The 17,015-nt window shown below is 69.5% G+C and carries 10 protein-coding genes; all 10 read right to left on the bottom strand.

Annotated features, from left to right (window positions below; translation table 11 throughout):
• Window positions 1–19: 19 nt before the first annotated feature.
• Window positions 20–544, bottom strand: a complete 525-nt coding sequence (locus AB0F51_RS03480) for a Rieske (2Fe-2S) protein (RefSeq protein WP_360273383.1) — start codon at window positions 542–544, stop codon at window positions 20–22.
• Between the two features lie 166 nt (window positions 545–710).
• The gene (locus AB0F51_RS03475; protein WP_360273380.1) at window positions 711–1,979 is read right to left on the bottom strand and encodes a hypothetical protein; all 1,269 of its coding nucleotides are present in this window, start codon (window positions 1,977–1,979) and stop codon (window positions 711–713) included.
• A 9-nt stretch (window positions 1,980–1,988) separates the two neighbouring features.
• The gene (gene eccD / locus AB0F51_RS03470; RefSeq protein WP_360273377.1) at window positions 1,989–3,314 is read right to left on the bottom strand and encodes a type VII secretion integral membrane protein EccD; all 1,326 of its coding nucleotides are present in this window, start codon (window positions 3,312–3,314) and stop codon (window positions 1,989–1,991) included.
• Between the two features lie 55 nt (window positions 3,315–3,369).
• Window positions 3,370–4,431 (bottom strand): DUF6177 family protein, encoded by a 1,062-nt coding sequence (locus tag AB0F51_RS03465; protein WP_360273374.1) that lies wholly within the window; start codon window positions 4,429–4,431, stop codon window positions 3,370–3,372.
• Window positions 4,424–4,792: a hypothetical protein gene (locus AB0F51_RS03460; protein ID WP_360273372.1), complete on the bottom strand. Its 369-nt coding sequence runs from the start codon at window positions 4,790–4,792 to the stop codon at window positions 4,424–4,426. The genes AB0F51_RS03465 and AB0F51_RS03460 overlap by 8 nt, the downstream gene beginning before the upstream one ends.
• Window positions 4,789–8,775: a type VII secretion protein EccCa gene (eccCa, locus tag AB0F51_RS03455; RefSeq protein WP_360273370.1), complete on the bottom strand. Its 3,987-nt coding sequence runs from the start codon at window positions 8,773–8,775 to the stop codon at window positions 4,789–4,791. The genes AB0F51_RS03460 and eccCa overlap by 4 nt, the downstream gene beginning before the upstream one ends.
• 91 nt (window positions 8,776–8,866) lie before the next feature.
• A complete protein-coding gene (locus tag AB0F51_RS03450) occupies window positions 8,867–9,202 on the bottom strand; it encodes a hypothetical protein (RefSeq protein ID WP_360273368.1) in 336 nt (111 codons plus the stop codon).
• Entirely contained in the window at window positions 9,203–9,499 is a 297-nt protein-coding gene (locus tag AB0F51_RS03445; RefSeq protein WP_360273366.1) for a hypothetical protein, read from the bottom strand. It abuts the gene before it with no gap.
• A 43-nt stretch (window positions 9,500–9,542) separates the two neighbouring features.
• Window positions 9,543–9,827, bottom strand: a complete 285-nt coding sequence (locus AB0F51_RS03440) for a hypothetical protein (RefSeq protein WP_360273363.1) — start codon at window positions 9,825–9,827, stop codon at window positions 9,543–9,545.
• Entirely contained in the window at window positions 9,824–17,014 is a 7,191-nt protein-coding gene (locus tag AB0F51_RS03435) for a toxin glutamine deamidase domain-containing protein (protein WP_360273361.1), read from the bottom strand. The genes AB0F51_RS03440 and AB0F51_RS03435 overlap by 4 nt, the downstream gene beginning before the upstream one ends.
• Window position 17,015 lies beyond the last annotated feature (1 nt).

The raw sequence follows: 17,015 nt of genomic DNA, 5'->3' as shown, positions 1-17,015 counted from the left end.
TGCTGCCTGCTGTGCTGGGTCAGGCGGGGCCGAGGATGTTGCCGCCCTGGACCGTCACCTGGATCGGCGCCAGCGGCGAGGTCGCGGGGCCGGCCTTCACGCTGCCGTCCTCGACGCTGAACTTGCTGCCGTGGCACGGGCAGTTGATGGTGTTGTTCTCCACCGTCTTGACCGGGCAGCCCTTGTGCGTGCAGATCGCCGAGAAGCCCTTGTACTCACCGGCTTTCGGCTGGGTCACCACGATCTTGTCGGCGAACACCTTGCCGCCGCCCACCGGGACGTCGCTGACGGGACCGAGGACGGCTCCCCCGCCACCGCTGGACGGCGTACCGGAGGAGGTGGGAGTCGAGGCTGGTGCCGAGCTCGGTGCGGAACTGGTGCCGCCGCTGGTCGCCGTACTGCCGGCGGCGCCGTCGTCACCGCACGCGGCGAGCAGCGGAACGCTGACGCCCGCCAGGCCGACCACTGCGGCACCGCGCAGCACCGCCCGCCGGTCACGCACGGTATCGATCGCCCGGCCGGGTTCTGCCGTGTTGTCGCTCATGAATCTGGACCTCCAGGAGCCTGCTGGCAAGTAGTTGAACGCTTGGCATTTAGTTTTCTACCCCACCCGGTCAAAAATCGGCCGAAAGACTCGGCCGACAGACAGGGTCACTTCCGCACATACGTCCAGATCGGACGATCGGTTCAGCCCGGGTTCCGGACGAGGCTCACCGCGTCGCGCGCTCCACGACCCGCGCGCCGAGCTCGAGCGCGGTCCGCCGGCTGGCCGCCTGCAGCGCGTCGGGACGGAAGGGCCAGGCGTTCCCCAGATGCCCGTCGTAACCCAGTACTACGGTCAGCAGGCCGCGTTCCCGAAGCCAGTCGACGATCCAGTCGGGCTGGCTGGCGTCGATCACGTTGACCACCATCACGCAGCGCTCGACCAGCAGCGCCTGGGCATCGGCGCCCAGATTGCTCAACTGGTCAAGGCAATAGGCGGCCTGTTGCTGGGGCGACGGGATCACCATCACCAGCGCGTGTGCCGTCAGGGCGAGGTGTGTGCTGACCTCTGAGGTCAGGTCGCCCGCACAGTCCACCAGCGCGACACCTGTTCGCGTGGCCCCGCCTGCATTGCTGCCAAGGGTCTCCCGCAACGCCTCGGCTGTCGCGTCACAGCGGACCAGCTTGAGCGACGAACCGGCGGCACTGCCGAGAGTGGGCTCCAGGTGGTGTGACAGCTCGTTCTGCTGGGGATCGGTGTCGACGGCAAGGACGTTGTCCGGGCGCTGGGCGGCCAGTACGTCGGCCAGCAGCATCGTCACCACGGAGGTGCCGGCCTGCCGCGTGGGGCTCAGTACTGCGACCGTGCGAGTGATCGCGATGGGCTTGCGGATCATCTCGATGTTCTCGACGTCCCGCTGCAACCTGCTGGAGGCACCGGCGATGAACCCGGCCTCCGACACCAGCTGCCCGAGACGCCGCAGTACACCACCGCCGCCAGCCTCCGGGGGCTGCTGATACTGCACAGGCTGCTGGTACTGAACAGGCGGCGGCTGGTACTGCACTGGTGGTTGGTACTGCTCGTACTGCGGTTGCTGGTACTGCGGAGGTGGCTGGTACGGCGCCGGTTGCTGGTATGGCGGCGGTGGCACGTACGGCGGCGGCCCGTATTGCGCCGGATACTGCGGCTGCGCGTAGTACTGCTGTTGATACTGCGGTTGCTGCGGCATCGGCGGCGGATACGGCTCCTGGTACTGGGGCGCCGGCTGGTACTGCGGAGCAGGTTGGCTCTGCGCCGGCCAGTTCCCCTGCGCCTGATACGTCGGTGCCTGCTGCGGCTGCTGCACCGGCGGTGCCTGGACCGGCGCGGGAGCAGGCGGCGGCGGCTGAGGCGGCTCAGGTGCCGGTGCGGCCGCAGCCTCGGCCGGCTCGGGACCCGGTTCTGGAGCGGCAGTAACCCTGCGCAGCAGGTCTCGCTGCCAGGTCGGTTCGGTCATACCATCCGATCAGAGTGCGTTGAGCAGGTCGCCGTAGACCCCGAATGCTCCCAGGGCCAGCGGTATCAATGCCACTACCGCGGCTACCTGGACAACATCGAGCGCCTGGGTCAGGCGGGCCTGCACGTGGTCCTGTGGGGTGAACACCAGCCCCATCAGCGACACCATACCGACCACCACCAGCAGTCCCACGGCAATCAGCGATCCGCCAGTCGCAGTCACTGCCAACTCGTACGTCACTCCACCGATCACCACGGCCGCCGCGGTCCACAGCAGCGCCACCTCAACCGTCAGCGGGTACAGGCGCGACCGCGAGCACAACAGGAACGCAAGCAGGATCGCGATCGCGATCGTCCACCCCGACCGGTGGGTCGCCAGCAGCAACCCGGCCGCCGCCGCGGACGCCGCGATCCACGCCACCGACAGCGCCAGCCCGACATGCGCGGCATTCAGAGCGGCCGCCACACTGATCCGCTGAATTTCCTGCCCCTGCGCCCGCCGATCGTCCAGCGACGTCAGCCCCGACATCGACAAGGCCAGCCGCGGCAGCAAGCCGAGCAGCAACACGACGACAACCGCAACCACGGCGCCGATCCGCTCGGTGGCACCGCCCAGCTGGATCCCGATGATCCACAGCACGGCGAAGAACAGTCCGGTACCGGTGCCCACCAGTCCGCCACCGGCCAGTTTCGCGGCCGCGAACATCATCGGACCGAGAGCCAGTGCGACCGCGACGAGTCCGGCGACCATCGGCCCCGACATGTCCTCGCCGATCCCGAAGGTGAGCGCCAGAACGACGAACATGGACAGCCCGGTGGTCAGCATCGCCACGGCCAGCGGCTTCTTGCCGCCGATCCCGACACCGATCCCGGCGGCCACCGTGACTACTCCGACCAGCAGGAGGATGAACGACGCCACTGCAGTGGGTGCCGAGAGGGCCAGCGCGACTGCACCGGCCAGGATCGCGAAGACCAGGCCGGCGCCCGACAACGCGATCCGCTCGCGGCGACCGAACACCGACGTACGGCGTTCGAGGTCCTCGACCGCCTCTTCGGTGATGTCGTAGACGGTCGGCGGCGGTGGCAGCTCACCTTCGGCCGCCAGCCGCAGTACGGCGCCGTCCACGATGGAAGCGCCGGCCAGGCTGAGCTCGGGCGAGACCATCGCACCGGTCGCCGTGGTCAGGTAACGGCGCCGTGGCGTCGGCTCCAGCGGCTCACCCAGCATCTGCAGCAGGTCGGGCAGCAGCCGCCCGAACGGCTCGTCCGCGGGCAGTACGGCGTCCACCTGCCGGTACCGCCCGATCACCGTCACCCGGCTGTACACCGCGGGCATTCGTCCACCTCAATCACAGTTGGAACAGCTCGAAAAGTCAGAAGATCCGCGGCGGCTACGCCGACGGGTTCAGGTAGTCGACCAGCGCCGAGTACTTGCGCCAGTCGCTCTGGGTCAGCCCGTCGCCCAGCGGGTACCACGCCGAGGGCGCGGCCTGCGGCCCGACCAGTACCGGCTCGATCGCGCCGACCTGGGACATGTCGAGGGCGCGGTCGACCCCGAGCGCCTGGAGACCGTCGTTACCGAGCGCGAGCCCGATCGGTGCCGGGAAGCCGGTGAAGTGCGGTGGCGTGAAGCCTTCCGGCGTTCCCATCGTCAGCTGCGCGAAGAAGGTCACCAGCTCGAACTCGTCGGCCAGCCTGTCCACCACGTCCCCGAGAGCGTTGACGTTGTCGATCACGCGGCCCGGTTGCGCGACGCAGACAGTGATCGTCTCCTCCAGCCCGGCCGGGCGGTGGTTGATCTCGAGATGAGCACCCAGGTGCTTGGTGCCACTCGCCACTCCACCGGCGACGGAAAGCCAGCTCGGGGTCGGCATCCGGCCACGGCAGAAGTCGCTCAGCTGCTCCAGCCGCCACGGCTGGGTGGCCGGTTCGGCGGTTCCCCAGCCGGCCGGCGGCTCGCCCGTCAGGGCCTCCACGAGCCGGCCGGTCGCGCCCCCGACCACGGTCATCTCCAGCGGCTCGTGCTGGAACCGCGCGGTGATCAGCAACTGGGCGCGCAGGTCGATCGTCGTGTCGACGTACGCCGGGCTCCAGTCCACCTGCTCGCTGGGCTCGGCACTGGCCACCGGCTCGGCCCGCGGTGCGAACTTCTGCCCGTCCCACTTGAGCCGCGACCCGTTCAGACCGTCATAGGTCTCCTCACCGTCGACGACCACCCAGCGGGAGCCGACGACGTTGAACAGCCGCATCCGGGCGGCGAAGGTCAGCCGGGTCGACTTCGGCGTCACCAGCTGCAGCGGCATCACGTTGCGGGTCGCCTGGGTGGTGACGTTCTGCAGCCAGCTCGACAGGCCGACCACGGGCCGGTCCTGCATCACCAGCACGACCTCGTCGGACACCTGGTCGACACCGGGGTACAGGTTCAGTGGCAGTTCCACCTGAGCCTCAGACATCGCTCTCCTCCCCCGCTGCGAGCCAGACCCGTCCACCGAGCCGGCGAACCAGCTCACCGGCGTACGCGCGAGCCGCCTCGGCCCCGCCCTCGTTGGTGGTGGCTCTGGCCTCGAACCACCAGACCGGTGTCTCCACCTGGCCCGGCGGTAGTCCGAGCTGGCGTTCCACCTCGCCCGGCACCTGGACGTAGAGCGGCGACTCGAGGTTCACCAGCAGGGCGCCCTGCTCGTCGAACAACTGGGTGACAGCTCCGTCGCCCACCGTCCTGACCCGCAGCTCGGTCCCGGCCGCGCCGAGACCGGCCACGAAGTCCTCGGTGGACGGCGTGGCTTTGACCAGGGCGACAACGTCGTACGTCATGCGGTTCCTCCGTCGGTTCCCTCGGCGAGGGCGGTCTGGATCAACTGGGGGCGCTGGCCGCGGCGGGCGAGCAGCGCGCGGCCTGCGATCATCGCGCGCTGCTGGACGCCGGTGAAGAGCTGCCCCTCGGCCGGGTCGCCCGACATCACCACACCGGTCGCACCCGACTCCACGATCGACTGCATGAACGGCTCGTACAGCGATCGGCTGGCGCCGGCGGCCCGGCGGGCCACGATGAAGTGCACCGCGATGTCGCGCGCGGACGCGACGTACGGGACGAACGGCTCGAACGGCACCTGCCCACCGGTCGTGACGAGGTCGTAGTCATCGACCAGTACGACGACCCGTGGCCAGGCTGACGGGTCGGGCACGGCACTGGTGTCCTCGGGGATCCGGCTGGCCAGCTCGCCGGAGACCGACGCGGCCAGCCCGGCGGCCATCCGGCTACTGGTGGCGTAGCCGCCGACATACGCCTCCGGCAGCACGTCGCGCAGGCCGCGACGCGGGTCCACCACGGCGAAGACGAGCTGGTCGGAGGTGTAGCGCTCCATCAGCTGCTCGGCCATCAGCCGGAGCAGGTTCGTCTTGCCGCACTGGCTGTCGCCGAACACGACCACACTGCCGTCGCGGTCGAGCAGGTCGATCAGGACCGGCTCCATGTCCTGCTCCGCCAGGCCGATCGGCACCTTGACCGGCTCGTCGGCTGTCTTCGGCAGGCTCGACTTGGACAACCGGTCCGGCAGCACCCGGATCTGCGGGGCGACGGGGCCGGGCCAGGCCGATCTCGACGCCATCGCCTGACTGGCCATCATGTCCGTGAGGTCCATCGTGCTGTGCGAACCGTCGATCCGCGGCAGCGCGATCTGCGCGAACAGCCGGCTCCGCTGGATCAGCAACCGGCCCGGCGGCGCGTTGCGCAGCGTCTCCTGCAGCCGGCGGTCGATCGCGGAGTCACTCGGGTCGTTGAGCCGCAGCTCGAGCACCGTGCCGAACAGCGACTGGGAGGCCATCCGGACGTCGTTCCAGCGCAGCATCGTGGCGACCACGTGGATGCCGTAGCTGCTGCCGCGCTGGATCAGGTCGAGGAGCGGGTCCTCCAGATCGTCGAAGCTGGTCCGGATCGCGCCGAAGTTGTCGATCACCACGGCCACCTCCGCCGCGGCCAGCTCCGGGACGCTGCCGGCCGCGTGCATCTGGCGCAACTGCTCGATCGTGTCGATCCCGCGGTCGCGGAAGACCCACTCGCGGGCGTCGATCATGCCGCGGACCTCTTCGATGGTCCGGCGGATCTGCTCCCGGTCGGTCCGGATCGCCACCCCGCCGACGTGCGGCAGGTCGCCGAGCGGCCGCAACCCGCCACCGCCGAGGTCGATCGCGTAGATCGCCAGCTCGGCCGGGGTGTGCGAGTACGCGAAGGACATCACCAGCGTGCGCAGCAGGGTCGTCTTGCCCGACTGTGGGCCGCCGATGATCGCGCAATGGCCACCGGCCTTGGTCAGGTCGAGCCGGAACACCTCCTGCCGCTGGCGTTGCGGATCGTCCACGACACCGACGGGCGGTGCCAGCGCCGGCGGGCGCAGCTGGAACTGCAGACCGCGCCGGTCGATGCTGACCGGTCCAGCGACCTCGTCGAGAGAACAGCTGACAGGTAGCGGCGGCAGCCAGACCTGGTCGACCGCCTTCGCAGCAGGCTTGGTCTGGTCGACAAAGACGTTCAGCAGGGTCGGACCGGTAGTCCGCTCGGTGGCGCCGTCGTCCGGCTCCTGCTGCTGTACCTGCTGGCCACCTGCCTGCTCCTGGTACGGCGTCAGCAGGTAGGGCCGGGCGACCGGCCCTTCCTCCTCCACCTCAACCGCTGCCTGCTCCTCGAAGGCACCGGACACGTACGCCGCCTTGAAGCGCTGGTAGATGCTCGTGTCGACCTTGAGGTACCCGTACCCCGGCAGTGGCGGCAGGTGGAAGGCGTCCTCGGTGTCGAGGACAGTGCGGCTCTCCTCCTCCGAGAAGGTCCGCAGACCCAGCCGGTACGACAGGTAGGTCTCCAGCCCGCGCAGCTTGCCGCCCTCGATCCGCTGGCTCGACAGCAGCAGGTGGACGCCGATCGACCGGCCGATGCGGCCGATGGACAGGAACAGGTCGATGAAGTCCGGCCGGGCGGTCAGCAGCTCGCCGAACTCGTCGATGATGATGAACAGGTGCGGCATCGGCGGCATGTCCCGCCGCTCCCGGCGGTGCAGCCGGTAGTCGGTGATGTTCGCGATGTTGCCGGCGTCCTTGAGCATCTGCTGACGCCGCTGGACCTCGCCGGCCAGGCTCGCGTAGGCACGCTCGGTCAGGCTCGGGTCGTCGACCAGGTTGGTGATGATGCCGGCCACGTGCGGCACGCCCTCGAACGGCGCGAACGTCGCGCCACCCTTGTAGTCGATCAGGACCATCGCCAGGTCTTCGGGCGAATGAGCTGCCAGCAAGGCCAGTACCAGCGTCCGCAACAGCTCCGACTTACCCGAACCCGTCGCACCGATACACAGACCGTGCGGTCCCATACCGAGCTGCGCCGACTCCTTCAGGTCCAGCACGACCGGTGCCCCGGCGGGGTCGACGCCGATCGGCACCCGCAGGAAGTTCCGCTCGGACCGCGGCCTCCACAGCTGCTGGAAGTCCAGCTTGCCCGCGTCCTGGACCTGCAGCATCTCCAGGAAGTCAATCTCCCGTACGTGCGCGTCCTCCTCGATCGACTCGGCCGACAACCGCAGCGGAGAGAGCAGCCGGGCCACGCCTTCCGCGATCGAGGCCGGCACCTCGTCGACGCGCCCGTACGCCGTCACCGGGTACGCGCCGCGGAGATCCTCCACCATCAACTCGTCGCCGCGGACCGAGATCCGCACGGACACCGAGCTCGGCTCCTGCCGACGGTCGGCCACCAGGTGCAGCACAGTCAGACCGAGATCTGCCGCCGAACCACCTTCATAAGCCTGTACTTCGGTGCTGACCGAGCCGTAGCTGTCGTGCAGCACCAGCAGTCGCCGAGTCAGCCGGCGCGCGTCGTCGTTGCCGCCCAGACCCCGCCTGGACTCACCGGCCCACTTGCTGCGGGCGTTCATCCCCTCCGAGAGCAGTACGCCGAGCTCCGCGGGCGTCGGCGCCAGCCGCCGGAACGGCCGGGAACCCTCCCTGCGCTCGGGATCGAGGACGTGCGGCAGCCAGCTCAGCCAGGCCCAGTCGTGCTGCGCCTGGTGCGGAAAGGCGGCGGCCAGCTCGAGATCGTCCGGCGCGTGGAAAACCGATGCCTGCAGCAACAATGCCTTCGCGACCCGGACCACGCCGTCCCGATCGCCCACGATGCTGACGTTCCCGGCCCGGTCCAGCGGCACGGTCAACGGCATGTCCGGGATCAGCGCGAACCGGTTCGCCAGCGCCTGCGCCTCGGTCATCATGAACGGGTCCGCGGGGTTCATCGCCGAACCGCTCTGGGCGATCGTGGCCGGCACCACCGGCACCCGGCCGGTACCGGATCGCACCAGCAGGAAGTCGTTGTCCGTCCGCCGCCGCTCCCACAACCGCGACGGGTCGAGCACACACTCGACCAGCGCGTCCACCGGCGGATTCAGCGTGGCAGCCTCCTTGCGGGCGGCCCGCTCGGAGCTGGCGAAGTCCTCGCGCATCACCTCGAGGTAGTCCAGGTACCGATTGCGGTTGTCCCGCCGCTGCCGGCCGGCGCGGCCCCGCGACGACAGTGCGGAGCCCAGCGTGCCCAGCACGGTCAGCAGCATCACGGCAGCGCCGATCACCACGAACATGCTGTTCTTGCTGGCCGCCATCATGCCCACCGAGCTCAGCACCCCGACCGCAGGCATCAGCATCTGAGCCATGCCGCTGTCCGGCTTGCCGCCGGCACTGGTCGGCGGAGCCTCGATCACCCGCTGCTGGGGCGGCTGCGGGCTGCTGGTGCGCCGTGCGGGACGGTGCACGAGCCGGGTCGACACGCTGGCGATCTCCTTCGTCTGCTGCCGGTTGGTGGCAGTCGGGCTTGCTTGGGGCGGTGTTTGGTACGGGTCAGTGCGGTGTTGGTGCGGGTCAGCGGGTGGGCTGGGTCGGCTGGGGTGTCAGGCCGGGGATGGTCGGCAGAGCGGGGCCGGTCGGGCCCGTCGAGGGCGACGGGCTGGTCACCGACGCCGGGGTGTTGCGCTGCTGCTCTTCCTGCTTCTGCTGGGCCAGCTGCTTGTCGACGAAGGACCAGCCGACACAACCGGCGCACACCAGAGCACCGATCGCGGCACCGGCGAACATCCGGGTGACACCCTCGTCCATCGTCTGCCGGGTCCGCTGTACTCCGAACAGCCAGGCCTCCCGCAACCGCCGTCGCCGTACGGCGACGGACTCGATCAGCTGCGAACCGTACTCGTTCGACACTTAGCTCTGCCCGCCGGCCAGCGCACGGGCCTTCTCCAGCGCCGTGCTGTCGGACTCCCGGCTCGGTGCGAACGAGTACACCGTGCCGCCCGACACCAGGTAAGCCCGGTTGGCGAAACTCGCCGGCCAGAACATCAGCCACTCCTCCAGCGCCTTGTACTCGTACTCCGCCAGCGCCGCCGGATCGATCGTGCGGTTCGGGTCGGCGGAGTTCGCCACCAGCCACGCGGCCAGGCTCGACCGGGCCGCTTCCAGTTGGCCGGCCGGGATCTCGGGGTTCTCCGATGTGTCGTTCACAGGTCCACTCTCTCGCAGTACGTCGTACCGATGTCCGGGCCGCTCACCTGGCACCGTCCGGCACCAGTTCGCGGGCAGCCCGCAACGCATCCTCGACCGATTCGTTGCTGGGGGCAAATGAGTACACCAGCTGTCCGGACACCAGGAACAGCCGGTTGACGCCGCCCGGTGGCTCGGCCAGGAACCACTCCTCGACCGGGTGCAACCGCCAAGCGGCCAGCCCTTCGACCGGCCAGGGGACGGACGGGTCGGCGGAGTTGGCCGTCAGCCACTGGGCCAGCACCTGCTTGACCGGCTGTTCGGCCGGCGTTTCGTCGTACTGGCTCATCGGCCGTCCTCCGTTTGTTGTCCGACCGGCGGGTGGCTGTCCCAGCCGGACTTGGGCTCCCAGGGCAGTGCGCCCTCCCAAGCGCCACCCGGCTCGCGGATGACGTGCTCCAGCCGGGTGATCTCGGTCCGGTACGGCGGCGGCCACGCGTGCACGATCGGCGGTCGCGGCTGCACGTCGACATGGATGATCCGGCCGTCCTTGCCGACGATCCCCGCGAACCAGTGACCGGCGCCGCTACGCCAGCGGACACAAACGAGCGCGACAGTGCCCGGAGGCCGGTCGAGCAGGTCCTGGGCGACCGAGTCGTACGCGTCCCGGGTGAACTGGCCGAGACTCTGGTCGATCTCGTCCATCCGGTCGTGCTGCGGATGCGTCCAGGTGTGCATCCGGTACGGCCCGTTGACGCCCATCCACTCGAACGAGTGGTCGTAGTCGCCAGGCGTCGCGCCCGGTACCCAGGTCTGGAGCTTCGGGTCCCAGACCATCCCGCGATTGAAGTCCCCCTCGGCCAGCCGCGGCGGCAACCCCTGAACGGTGTCGGCGAACGCCCGCACGCCGGCCGAACAGTTGAACTGAAACTCCACACCGGCGTGGTAGTTCCGGTTGAGCAGGTGCACCCAGTCGTTCAACGTCCCGAGCGGATCGGACCCGACAAGCTCGGTCACCTCCCGCAGGGTCTGACCGTCCGGATCCAGAGTCCGATACCGATAACTCTCCACCTCACTGCGGTGCTGCCCAGGCAAACCTGGAGGCTGGTACGTCGTCCGAAGCCGCGCAATCTCCTCCTCCTCCGGCGAACCCACCTGCTGCTCGTCATTTCGCGGCTGCGGCCCCGACCCCCGCGGCCCAAAGTGATACGAACTATCCGCCCCCAACTGAACCTGAACCACCTCCCGCCGAACATCAGCATGCCGCCCCCGCCACTCACCATCCCGCACATACCGCCCATCCCACCCCGCCCGCTCCCGCACAACCACATCCCGCCGCTGCCCGGACGCACGCTGCTGAACCGACGTGTGCTGCTGCTCCGGACCGTTGTGCTGATCCGGAGTACGGCGCTGCTCAGCCGCGCGATGCTGATCCGGAGTGCCGTGCTGCTCAGTGCTGTGCTGGTCGGGCGTGTGGTGCTGCTCCGGCGTGTGCTGCTTGTCCGGCACGCGGTGCTGCTCGGCCGCCTGGTGCCGATCCGGAGTGCCGTGCTGCTCCGGCGTGTGGTGCTGTTCCAGAGTGCTGTGCTGCTGCGCAGTGCGGTGCTGGTCGGGCATGGGCTGGTCACGGCGAGCGCGGGCATCCGGTGCCGCCCACTGCCCATGATTCTGAGACCCATCCAACCGATCCCGAATCTCCGCACCCTTCGCCTCAGCAGCTGCATCCCGCCGGGTCTGCTCCCCCGCATCAGGATGCAGCCGCCGCTCAAACTCAGCCCCATCCGGCATCACACCGTCCCGCTGCGACCCCTGCGGATCCAACCGATCGGCTATCCGCGACGAAGGCTCCGCCGCCGGCACCCGCTCTGGGTTCAACCGCTGGTCGATCTCCCCAGCCCGCGGCGTCACCCCGTCGTACTGCGGATGACCACCATCGACCTCACCCGAATGCCTGCCCGGCGTACCGAACGGCGCCTGCCCAGGCACATCCGGATGCATCCTCTGCTCATAACCGGACTCCCACGGACCCCGCTCACCCTGCCCCGCCGAATCCCCCGCCCGCTCCCGCTGCGGCGAACCCTCAGGATCCAACCGAGCTTGACGCTCAGCCGCCTCAGCCTCACGTACCGCACGAGCCTCAGCCTCAGGTACAGCTTCACGGTGCGCCTGCTGAGGCGACCCTTCAGGGTTCAACCGCGCACTCAGCTCACCCGACTCCCGCGCATCAGCCTCCAGCACACTTTCACGCTGCGTCTCCTGCGGCGACCCCTCAGGATCCAACCGCCCCTGTCGCTCAGCCGCCTCGCGTGCAGCCCGCGCTTCAGCTTCGGATGCCGGCTCGTACTGCGGCTGCTGACGCTGCGGCGAACCCTCGGGATCGAGTCGACCAGCCAATCCAGCCGACTCAGCCTCTGCCGCCGACTCATGTTGCGCCCGCTGCTGCTGCGGCGACCCCTGCGGATTCAACCGCCCACTCAAACCGTCAGACCCGAACGATTCACCCGGCCCGTCAGGATGCATCCGCTGCTCATAACCCGACTCCCAAGCACTCCGCTCACTCTGAGAAGCCCTCTCCCCCTCAGCCCGCCGCTGCTGCGGCGACCCTTCCGGGTTCAACCGGCTTTGCAGCTCAGCCGCCTCAGCCTCCCGAGCAGCCCGCGCCTCAGCCTCAGGAACACCTTCACGCTGCGCCTGCTGCTGTGAGCCTTCCGGCTCCAGCCGCCGCTGCCGCTCAGCTGCTTCGGCCTCCCGTGCAGCCCGCGCCTCAGCCCCGGGCACACTCTGGCGTTGTGCCTGCTGCGGCGAACCCTCCGGGTTCAACCGCGCCTGCCGCTCAGCCGCCTCAGCCTCTCGAGCAGCCCGCGCCTCAGCCTCCTGCACACTCTCACGCTGCACCTGCTGCGGCGAGCCTTCAGGGTTCAGCCGGTCGCTCACGTGGTCGTCGCGCGTCGTCCGCGTCTCGGGTGTCGACTCGCGGTGTGCCTGCTGCGGCGAACCTTCGGGGTTCAGCCGGCTACTGAGATCCGACCCGTTCTCGGCCGATCCGTAGGTGTTCTGCTCCGACCTGCGACCAGCGCCCTCCGGGTCCAGCCGCTCGGAGATCCGCGACGGCTGTTCCGGCGATGCCGGGTGACCCTCCGGGTTCATCCGGCGGTCGAACTCAGCCGATGACGGTACGACGCCTTCGCGCTGTGCTTCGCGGGCGGCCTCGCGCTGCACACGGGCGGCGCCTTCTGGGTCTAGCCGCTCGGAGATCCGCGATGGCTGTTCCGGCGGTGCCGGGTGGCCCTCTGGGTTCATGCGGCGGTCGAACTCGGCCGATGAGGGTACGACGCCTTCGCGTTGTGCTTCGCGGGCGGTCTCGCGCTGTGCGCGGGCGGCGCCTTCTGGGTCTAGCCGCTCGGAGATCCGGGACGGGTGTTCCGGGGATGCCGGGTGGCCCTCTGGGTTCAGGCGGCGGTCGAACTCGGCCGATGACGGCACTACGCCTTCGCGTTGGGACTCCTGGCGGGCGCGGGTTTCTCCCGTGGGGTCCAGGCGGCGATTGACCTCGCCCGGGTCTGGTACTGCGCCGTCGTGGTGCGGGTGGTTCGCGTCGGGCTGCGCCGGGCGCGGACGGTCCGGCGTACCGGGGGTGTTCGCGACTGGGTTGTTCGGGCCAACCGGCGTACTCGGTGTGTTCGGGGCGGCTGGCGCGTGCGGGTTGATCGGCGTACCGGGGGTGTTTGGAGGTGGCGGGTTCGGTGTGACTGGCGTGGCGGGGGTGTTTGATACGGGGGCGTGCGGAGCTGGTGGGTTTGGGGTTGTTGGCGTACCCGGTGTGTTGGGGGTGGCGGGTTTGCCGGGGTGTGGGAGGTGGCGGGTGATGTCGGGGCTGGTCCACTTGCCGCCTGGTTCGCGGACGATTACCTCGTACGTCTTGAAGTCCCGCTGGTAGTTGCGACCCCAGTCGCCGGTGTCGCCGCTCTGCATGTCTGCGTGCTTGACGCTGCCGTTGCGGTCGGTGAAGGCGTTGAACCAGTGCCCACCGCCGGTGTCCCACGCGCCGCCGATGATCGCGACCGTGCCCGGTGGCCGGCCTTCGAGTTCCTTGCGGACTGCTTCGGTCATGTTGTCGGTGAACCGCTTGTGCGACATGCCCGGCGGCGGGCTGATCACCCGCTGCCTCGTGCCGGCCCATTCGTACATTTCCATCCGCTCGCCCGGCGGGATCTTGAAGTCGCCGTGGGCGATCTCCGTCCGGATGCCCTGGAGGGCGTCGGCGAAGTTGCGCGAGGTCTCGGGGCAGTTGTTGGTGAACTCGTCGCGCCCGGTGTGGTAGTGCGGGTTGCCGTGCTTGACCCAGTCGTGAACGGTCTCGATCTCCCGGCCGCGCTCGACCCGCGACTCGAAGTTCCGCTGGTGGGTGCCGTCGGGATCCTGCCGCGAGTACCGCTGCGGCTCCACCTCACTCCGCGGCTGATTGACCGCACCGACCGGCCGCTGCCCGGCCTGAGCAGGTGGCTGCTGCGCCGCTCGCTGAGCAGCCCGATCACTGTGCACCGCCGGATCCGGTCGGCTGCCGTCGGGCCGGGTGCCGTCCGAGCGCGTCGCGTCCGGGCGGGTCCCATCGGGACGGGTGCCGTCGGGACGGGTGCCGTCAGGGCGCGTCCCGTCAGGGCGGGTCCCATCGGGTCGCGTGCCGTCAGGGCGGGACCCGTCGGGGCGAGAGCCATCCGGTCGCGTGCCGTCCGGGCGCGTGCCGTCGGGACGGGTGCCGTCTGGGCGCGTGCCGTCCGGGCGGGTCCCATCGGGTCGCGTGCCGTCGGGCCGCGTGCCATCCGGCCGCGTGCCGTCCGGGCGAGTTCCGTCTGGGCGAGAGCCATCCGGGCGAGTGCCATCGGGACGGGTGCCGTCGGGCCGCGTGCCGTCCGGGCGGGTCCCATCGGGACGGGTGCCATCCGGCCGCGTGCCATCCGGGCGAGTTCCGTCTGGGCGGGTGCCGTCGGGACGAGTCCCATCCGGGCGGGTGCCGTCCCGGCGGGTTGGTTCTGGGCGGGTGTGTTGGGGGGTGGTGGTGGAGTGTGTTGGGCTTGGGGTTTGTTGGTGGACGGGGACGTATGGCGGCTGCTCGGCGGTGCGGTCGGGGCCGCGGGTTGGTTGTGGGGTTTCGGCGGTGCGGGTGGGCTCGCCTGTGCGCGTCGGCTCGCCGACACGGGTCGGCTCGCCCGATCGGTTCGGTTCACCTGAGCGGGCGGGCTCGGAGGTGTGCTCGCCGGTGCGGGTCGGTTCGCCCGAGCGGGTCGGCTGGGTGGTGTGTTCGCCCGTGCGGTTCGGTTCGCCGGTGCGGGTGGGCTCGGTGGTGTGTTCGCCGGTACGGGTGGGTTCTCCGGAGCGGGTCGGCTGCGTCTCGTGGCGGCCGGTGGGCTGGTTCGAGCTCTGCTCGGGGCGGTAGTTGTACGGCCGCTCCGGCTCGCCGGACGAGCGCGTCGGAGAACCGTTCTCGTGCGTGCTCGGCTGGTTCGTGTTGCCCGGGTGGTTCGTGCCCGGCTGGTTCGTCGTCCCCGGGTGGTTGGTGCTCGGCTGGTTGGTGCTGCCTGGGTGGGTCGTTCCAGGCTGGTTCGTCGAACCAGGGTGGGTGCCACCGGGCTGCGTCGTCCCTGGGTTCGTGGTCCCTGGGTTCGTGGTCCCCGGGTTCGTGGTCCCCGGGTTCGTGGTCCCTGGGTTCGTCGTCCCCGGGTTCGTAGTACCGGGCGTGGTCGTACCGGGCGTGGTCGTACCGGGCGTGGTCGTACCGGGCGTCGTAGTACCGGGTGTGGTCGTCCCCGGAGTCGTCGTCCCCGGGTGGGTGGTACCGGGAATCGTCGTGCCAGGGGTCGTCGTACCGGGTGTCGTCGTACCGGGTGTCGTCGTACCGGGTGTCGTCGTACCGGGTGTCGTCGTACCGGGAATCGTCGTACCCGGAGTCGTCGTGCCGGGTGTGGTTGTGCCCGGGTGTGTGGCGCCGGGGGTTGTTGTGCTGGGTGGGTTGATCGGGGTGGTGCCGGGGGTTGTTGTGCTGGGTGGGTTGATCGGGGTGGTGCCGGGGGTTGTTGGGCCCGGGGTGGTGACTGGGTTGTTGGGGACCGTGACCGGGTCGACGTGGGTTGGGGTGTTGATTGGCTGGTTCGGGACTGTGACCGGGTCGACGTGGGTCGGGTGGTGGCCGGGGTCGACGGTTGTCGGGTGGTTGGTCGGGGTGTCGATCGGCTGGTGGGGGACCTCGACCTTCGGGACGTCCACGTCCGCTCTCGGTACGTCGACCTTGGGTACGTCGATCTTCGGGACGTCGAGTTTCGGCAGGTCGACCAGGCCGGCGTTCTTCATCAGGTCGCCGACCTTCGGCAGCTTCGCCAGCTGCTCGAGCGCAAGGTTGGTCGGGCTGAGTTTGTTCGCCAAACCCGCCACGGTCTCCAGGCCCTTGGCGACCCTCGCGCCCACGACACCGGCCCTGGCCACCGTCGTGACCACCTTGGTCGCGGCGCTGCCGACGCCCGGGGCGGCGAGCGAGGCGACGTTGATCACCAGGTTGCCGAACGCCTTGCCGGGGCTGTCCTTCCAGTCGTCCCAGGCGACGAAGCTCTTGCCGAAGTCCTTCGCGATGTCCGTCACGAAGGTGATGCCGAGCTTCTTCGCCAGTTCCGGGTCGCTGCTCTGGATCCCGGTCATGGCCGGCCACAGGATCGGCGGTACGGCGGCCAGGACCGCCAGCTTGCCGAGTTCCTTGCCGGTCGTGGCCCAGGCCTCGCCGGTGGCGTGCATGTCCGCCAGGGGGTGGTGGAGAACCTCGGTGAAAAAGTCGTTGACGCCCGGGATCTCGTGCAGCGCCCACTGGATGCCGACGAGTTTCGTCGTCACGTCCAGGACGCCCATCGGCAGGTCCCAGAGGATCGCCTTGCCGAAGTCACCGACGAAGTGCACGACGTCCAGACCCCAGGGCGCGTCCCACTTCTCCGCACCACCCCACGGCGGGTCCTGGGGTTCGCCCTTCTGCTCGGGAACCGCGTCGCCCTGCCGTACGCCGTTGGCGTGGTCGTACCCGCGAACGCCGATCGCGCTCGCGATCTTGTTGGCGCAGTTGATCTGCGCGTCGTACCACTTCTTGACGGTGTCGCCGATGTCCTTGCGGATCCGCTCGTGATGCTCGACCCAGTTCTCGAACTCCTGCCAGCCCGGCTTGGCGTTCGCGACGAACCAGCGTGCCTCGTCCTGCAGTTCCTGAAGCCGCTTGATGTGCGGGACGAACTCCTGGTGGTACTCCATCATCGCCTGACCGACCTTGATCAACCGCTCGCCGGTCTTCGAGCTCCGGTCCCTCACCAGCTGGGTCGACCCGAGCAGCTGGGCCGCCTCGGGTGCCTCGTAGACACCCTCCAACTGCTGGAACGTGAGGTGCACGTGGTTGCCGACGGCCGACAGCAACCCCCCGGCCTTCTTCATCTTCTCGCCGCCGTCGAACACCATCCCCGCCATGCGCAGCGCGTGCGGATAGACGGGGATTCCCTCGGGCTTCAGCATC

The organism is Kribbella sp. NPDC023855 (genome assembly GCF_040639475.1).
In the GTDB taxonomy this organism is placed as follows: domain Bacteria; phylum Actinomycetota; class Actinomycetes; order Propionibacteriales; family Kribbellaceae; genus Kribbella.
The sequence above is the reverse complement of the archived record's forward strand: the minus strand, read 5'-3'. Positions and strand labels throughout refer to the sequence as shown.

Bases quoted from the DNA above. Each gene is read 5' to 3' on its own strand.
- AB0F51_RS03440 (WP_360273363.1), bottom strand. From the start codon at position 9,827: ATGAGCCAGTACGACGAAACGCCGGCCGAACAGCCGGTCAAGCAGGTG.
- AB0F51_RS03480 (WP_360273383.1), bottom strand. From the start codon at position 544: ATGAGCGACAACACGGCAGAACCCGGCCGGGCGATCGATACCGTGCGT.
- AB0F51_RS03435 (WP_360273361.1), bottom strand. From the start codon at position 17,014: ATGCTGAAGCCCGAGGGAATCCCCGTCTATCCGCACGCGCTGCGCATG.
- eccD (WP_360273377.1), bottom strand. From the start codon at position 3,314: ATGCCCGCGGTGTACAGCCGGGTGACGGTGATCGGGCGGTACCGGCAG.
- AB0F51_RS03460 (WP_360273372.1), bottom strand. From the start codon at position 4,792: ATGACGTACGACGTTGTCGCCCTGGTCAAAGCCACGCCGTCCACCGAG.
- AB0F51_RS03465 (WP_360273374.1), bottom strand. From the start codon at position 4,431: ATGTCTGAGGCTCAGGTGGAACTGCCACTGAACCTGTACCCCGGTGTC.
- AB0F51_RS03475 (WP_360273380.1), bottom strand. From the start codon at position 1,979: ATGACCGAACCGACCTGGCAGCGAGACCTGCTGCGCAGGGTTACTGCC.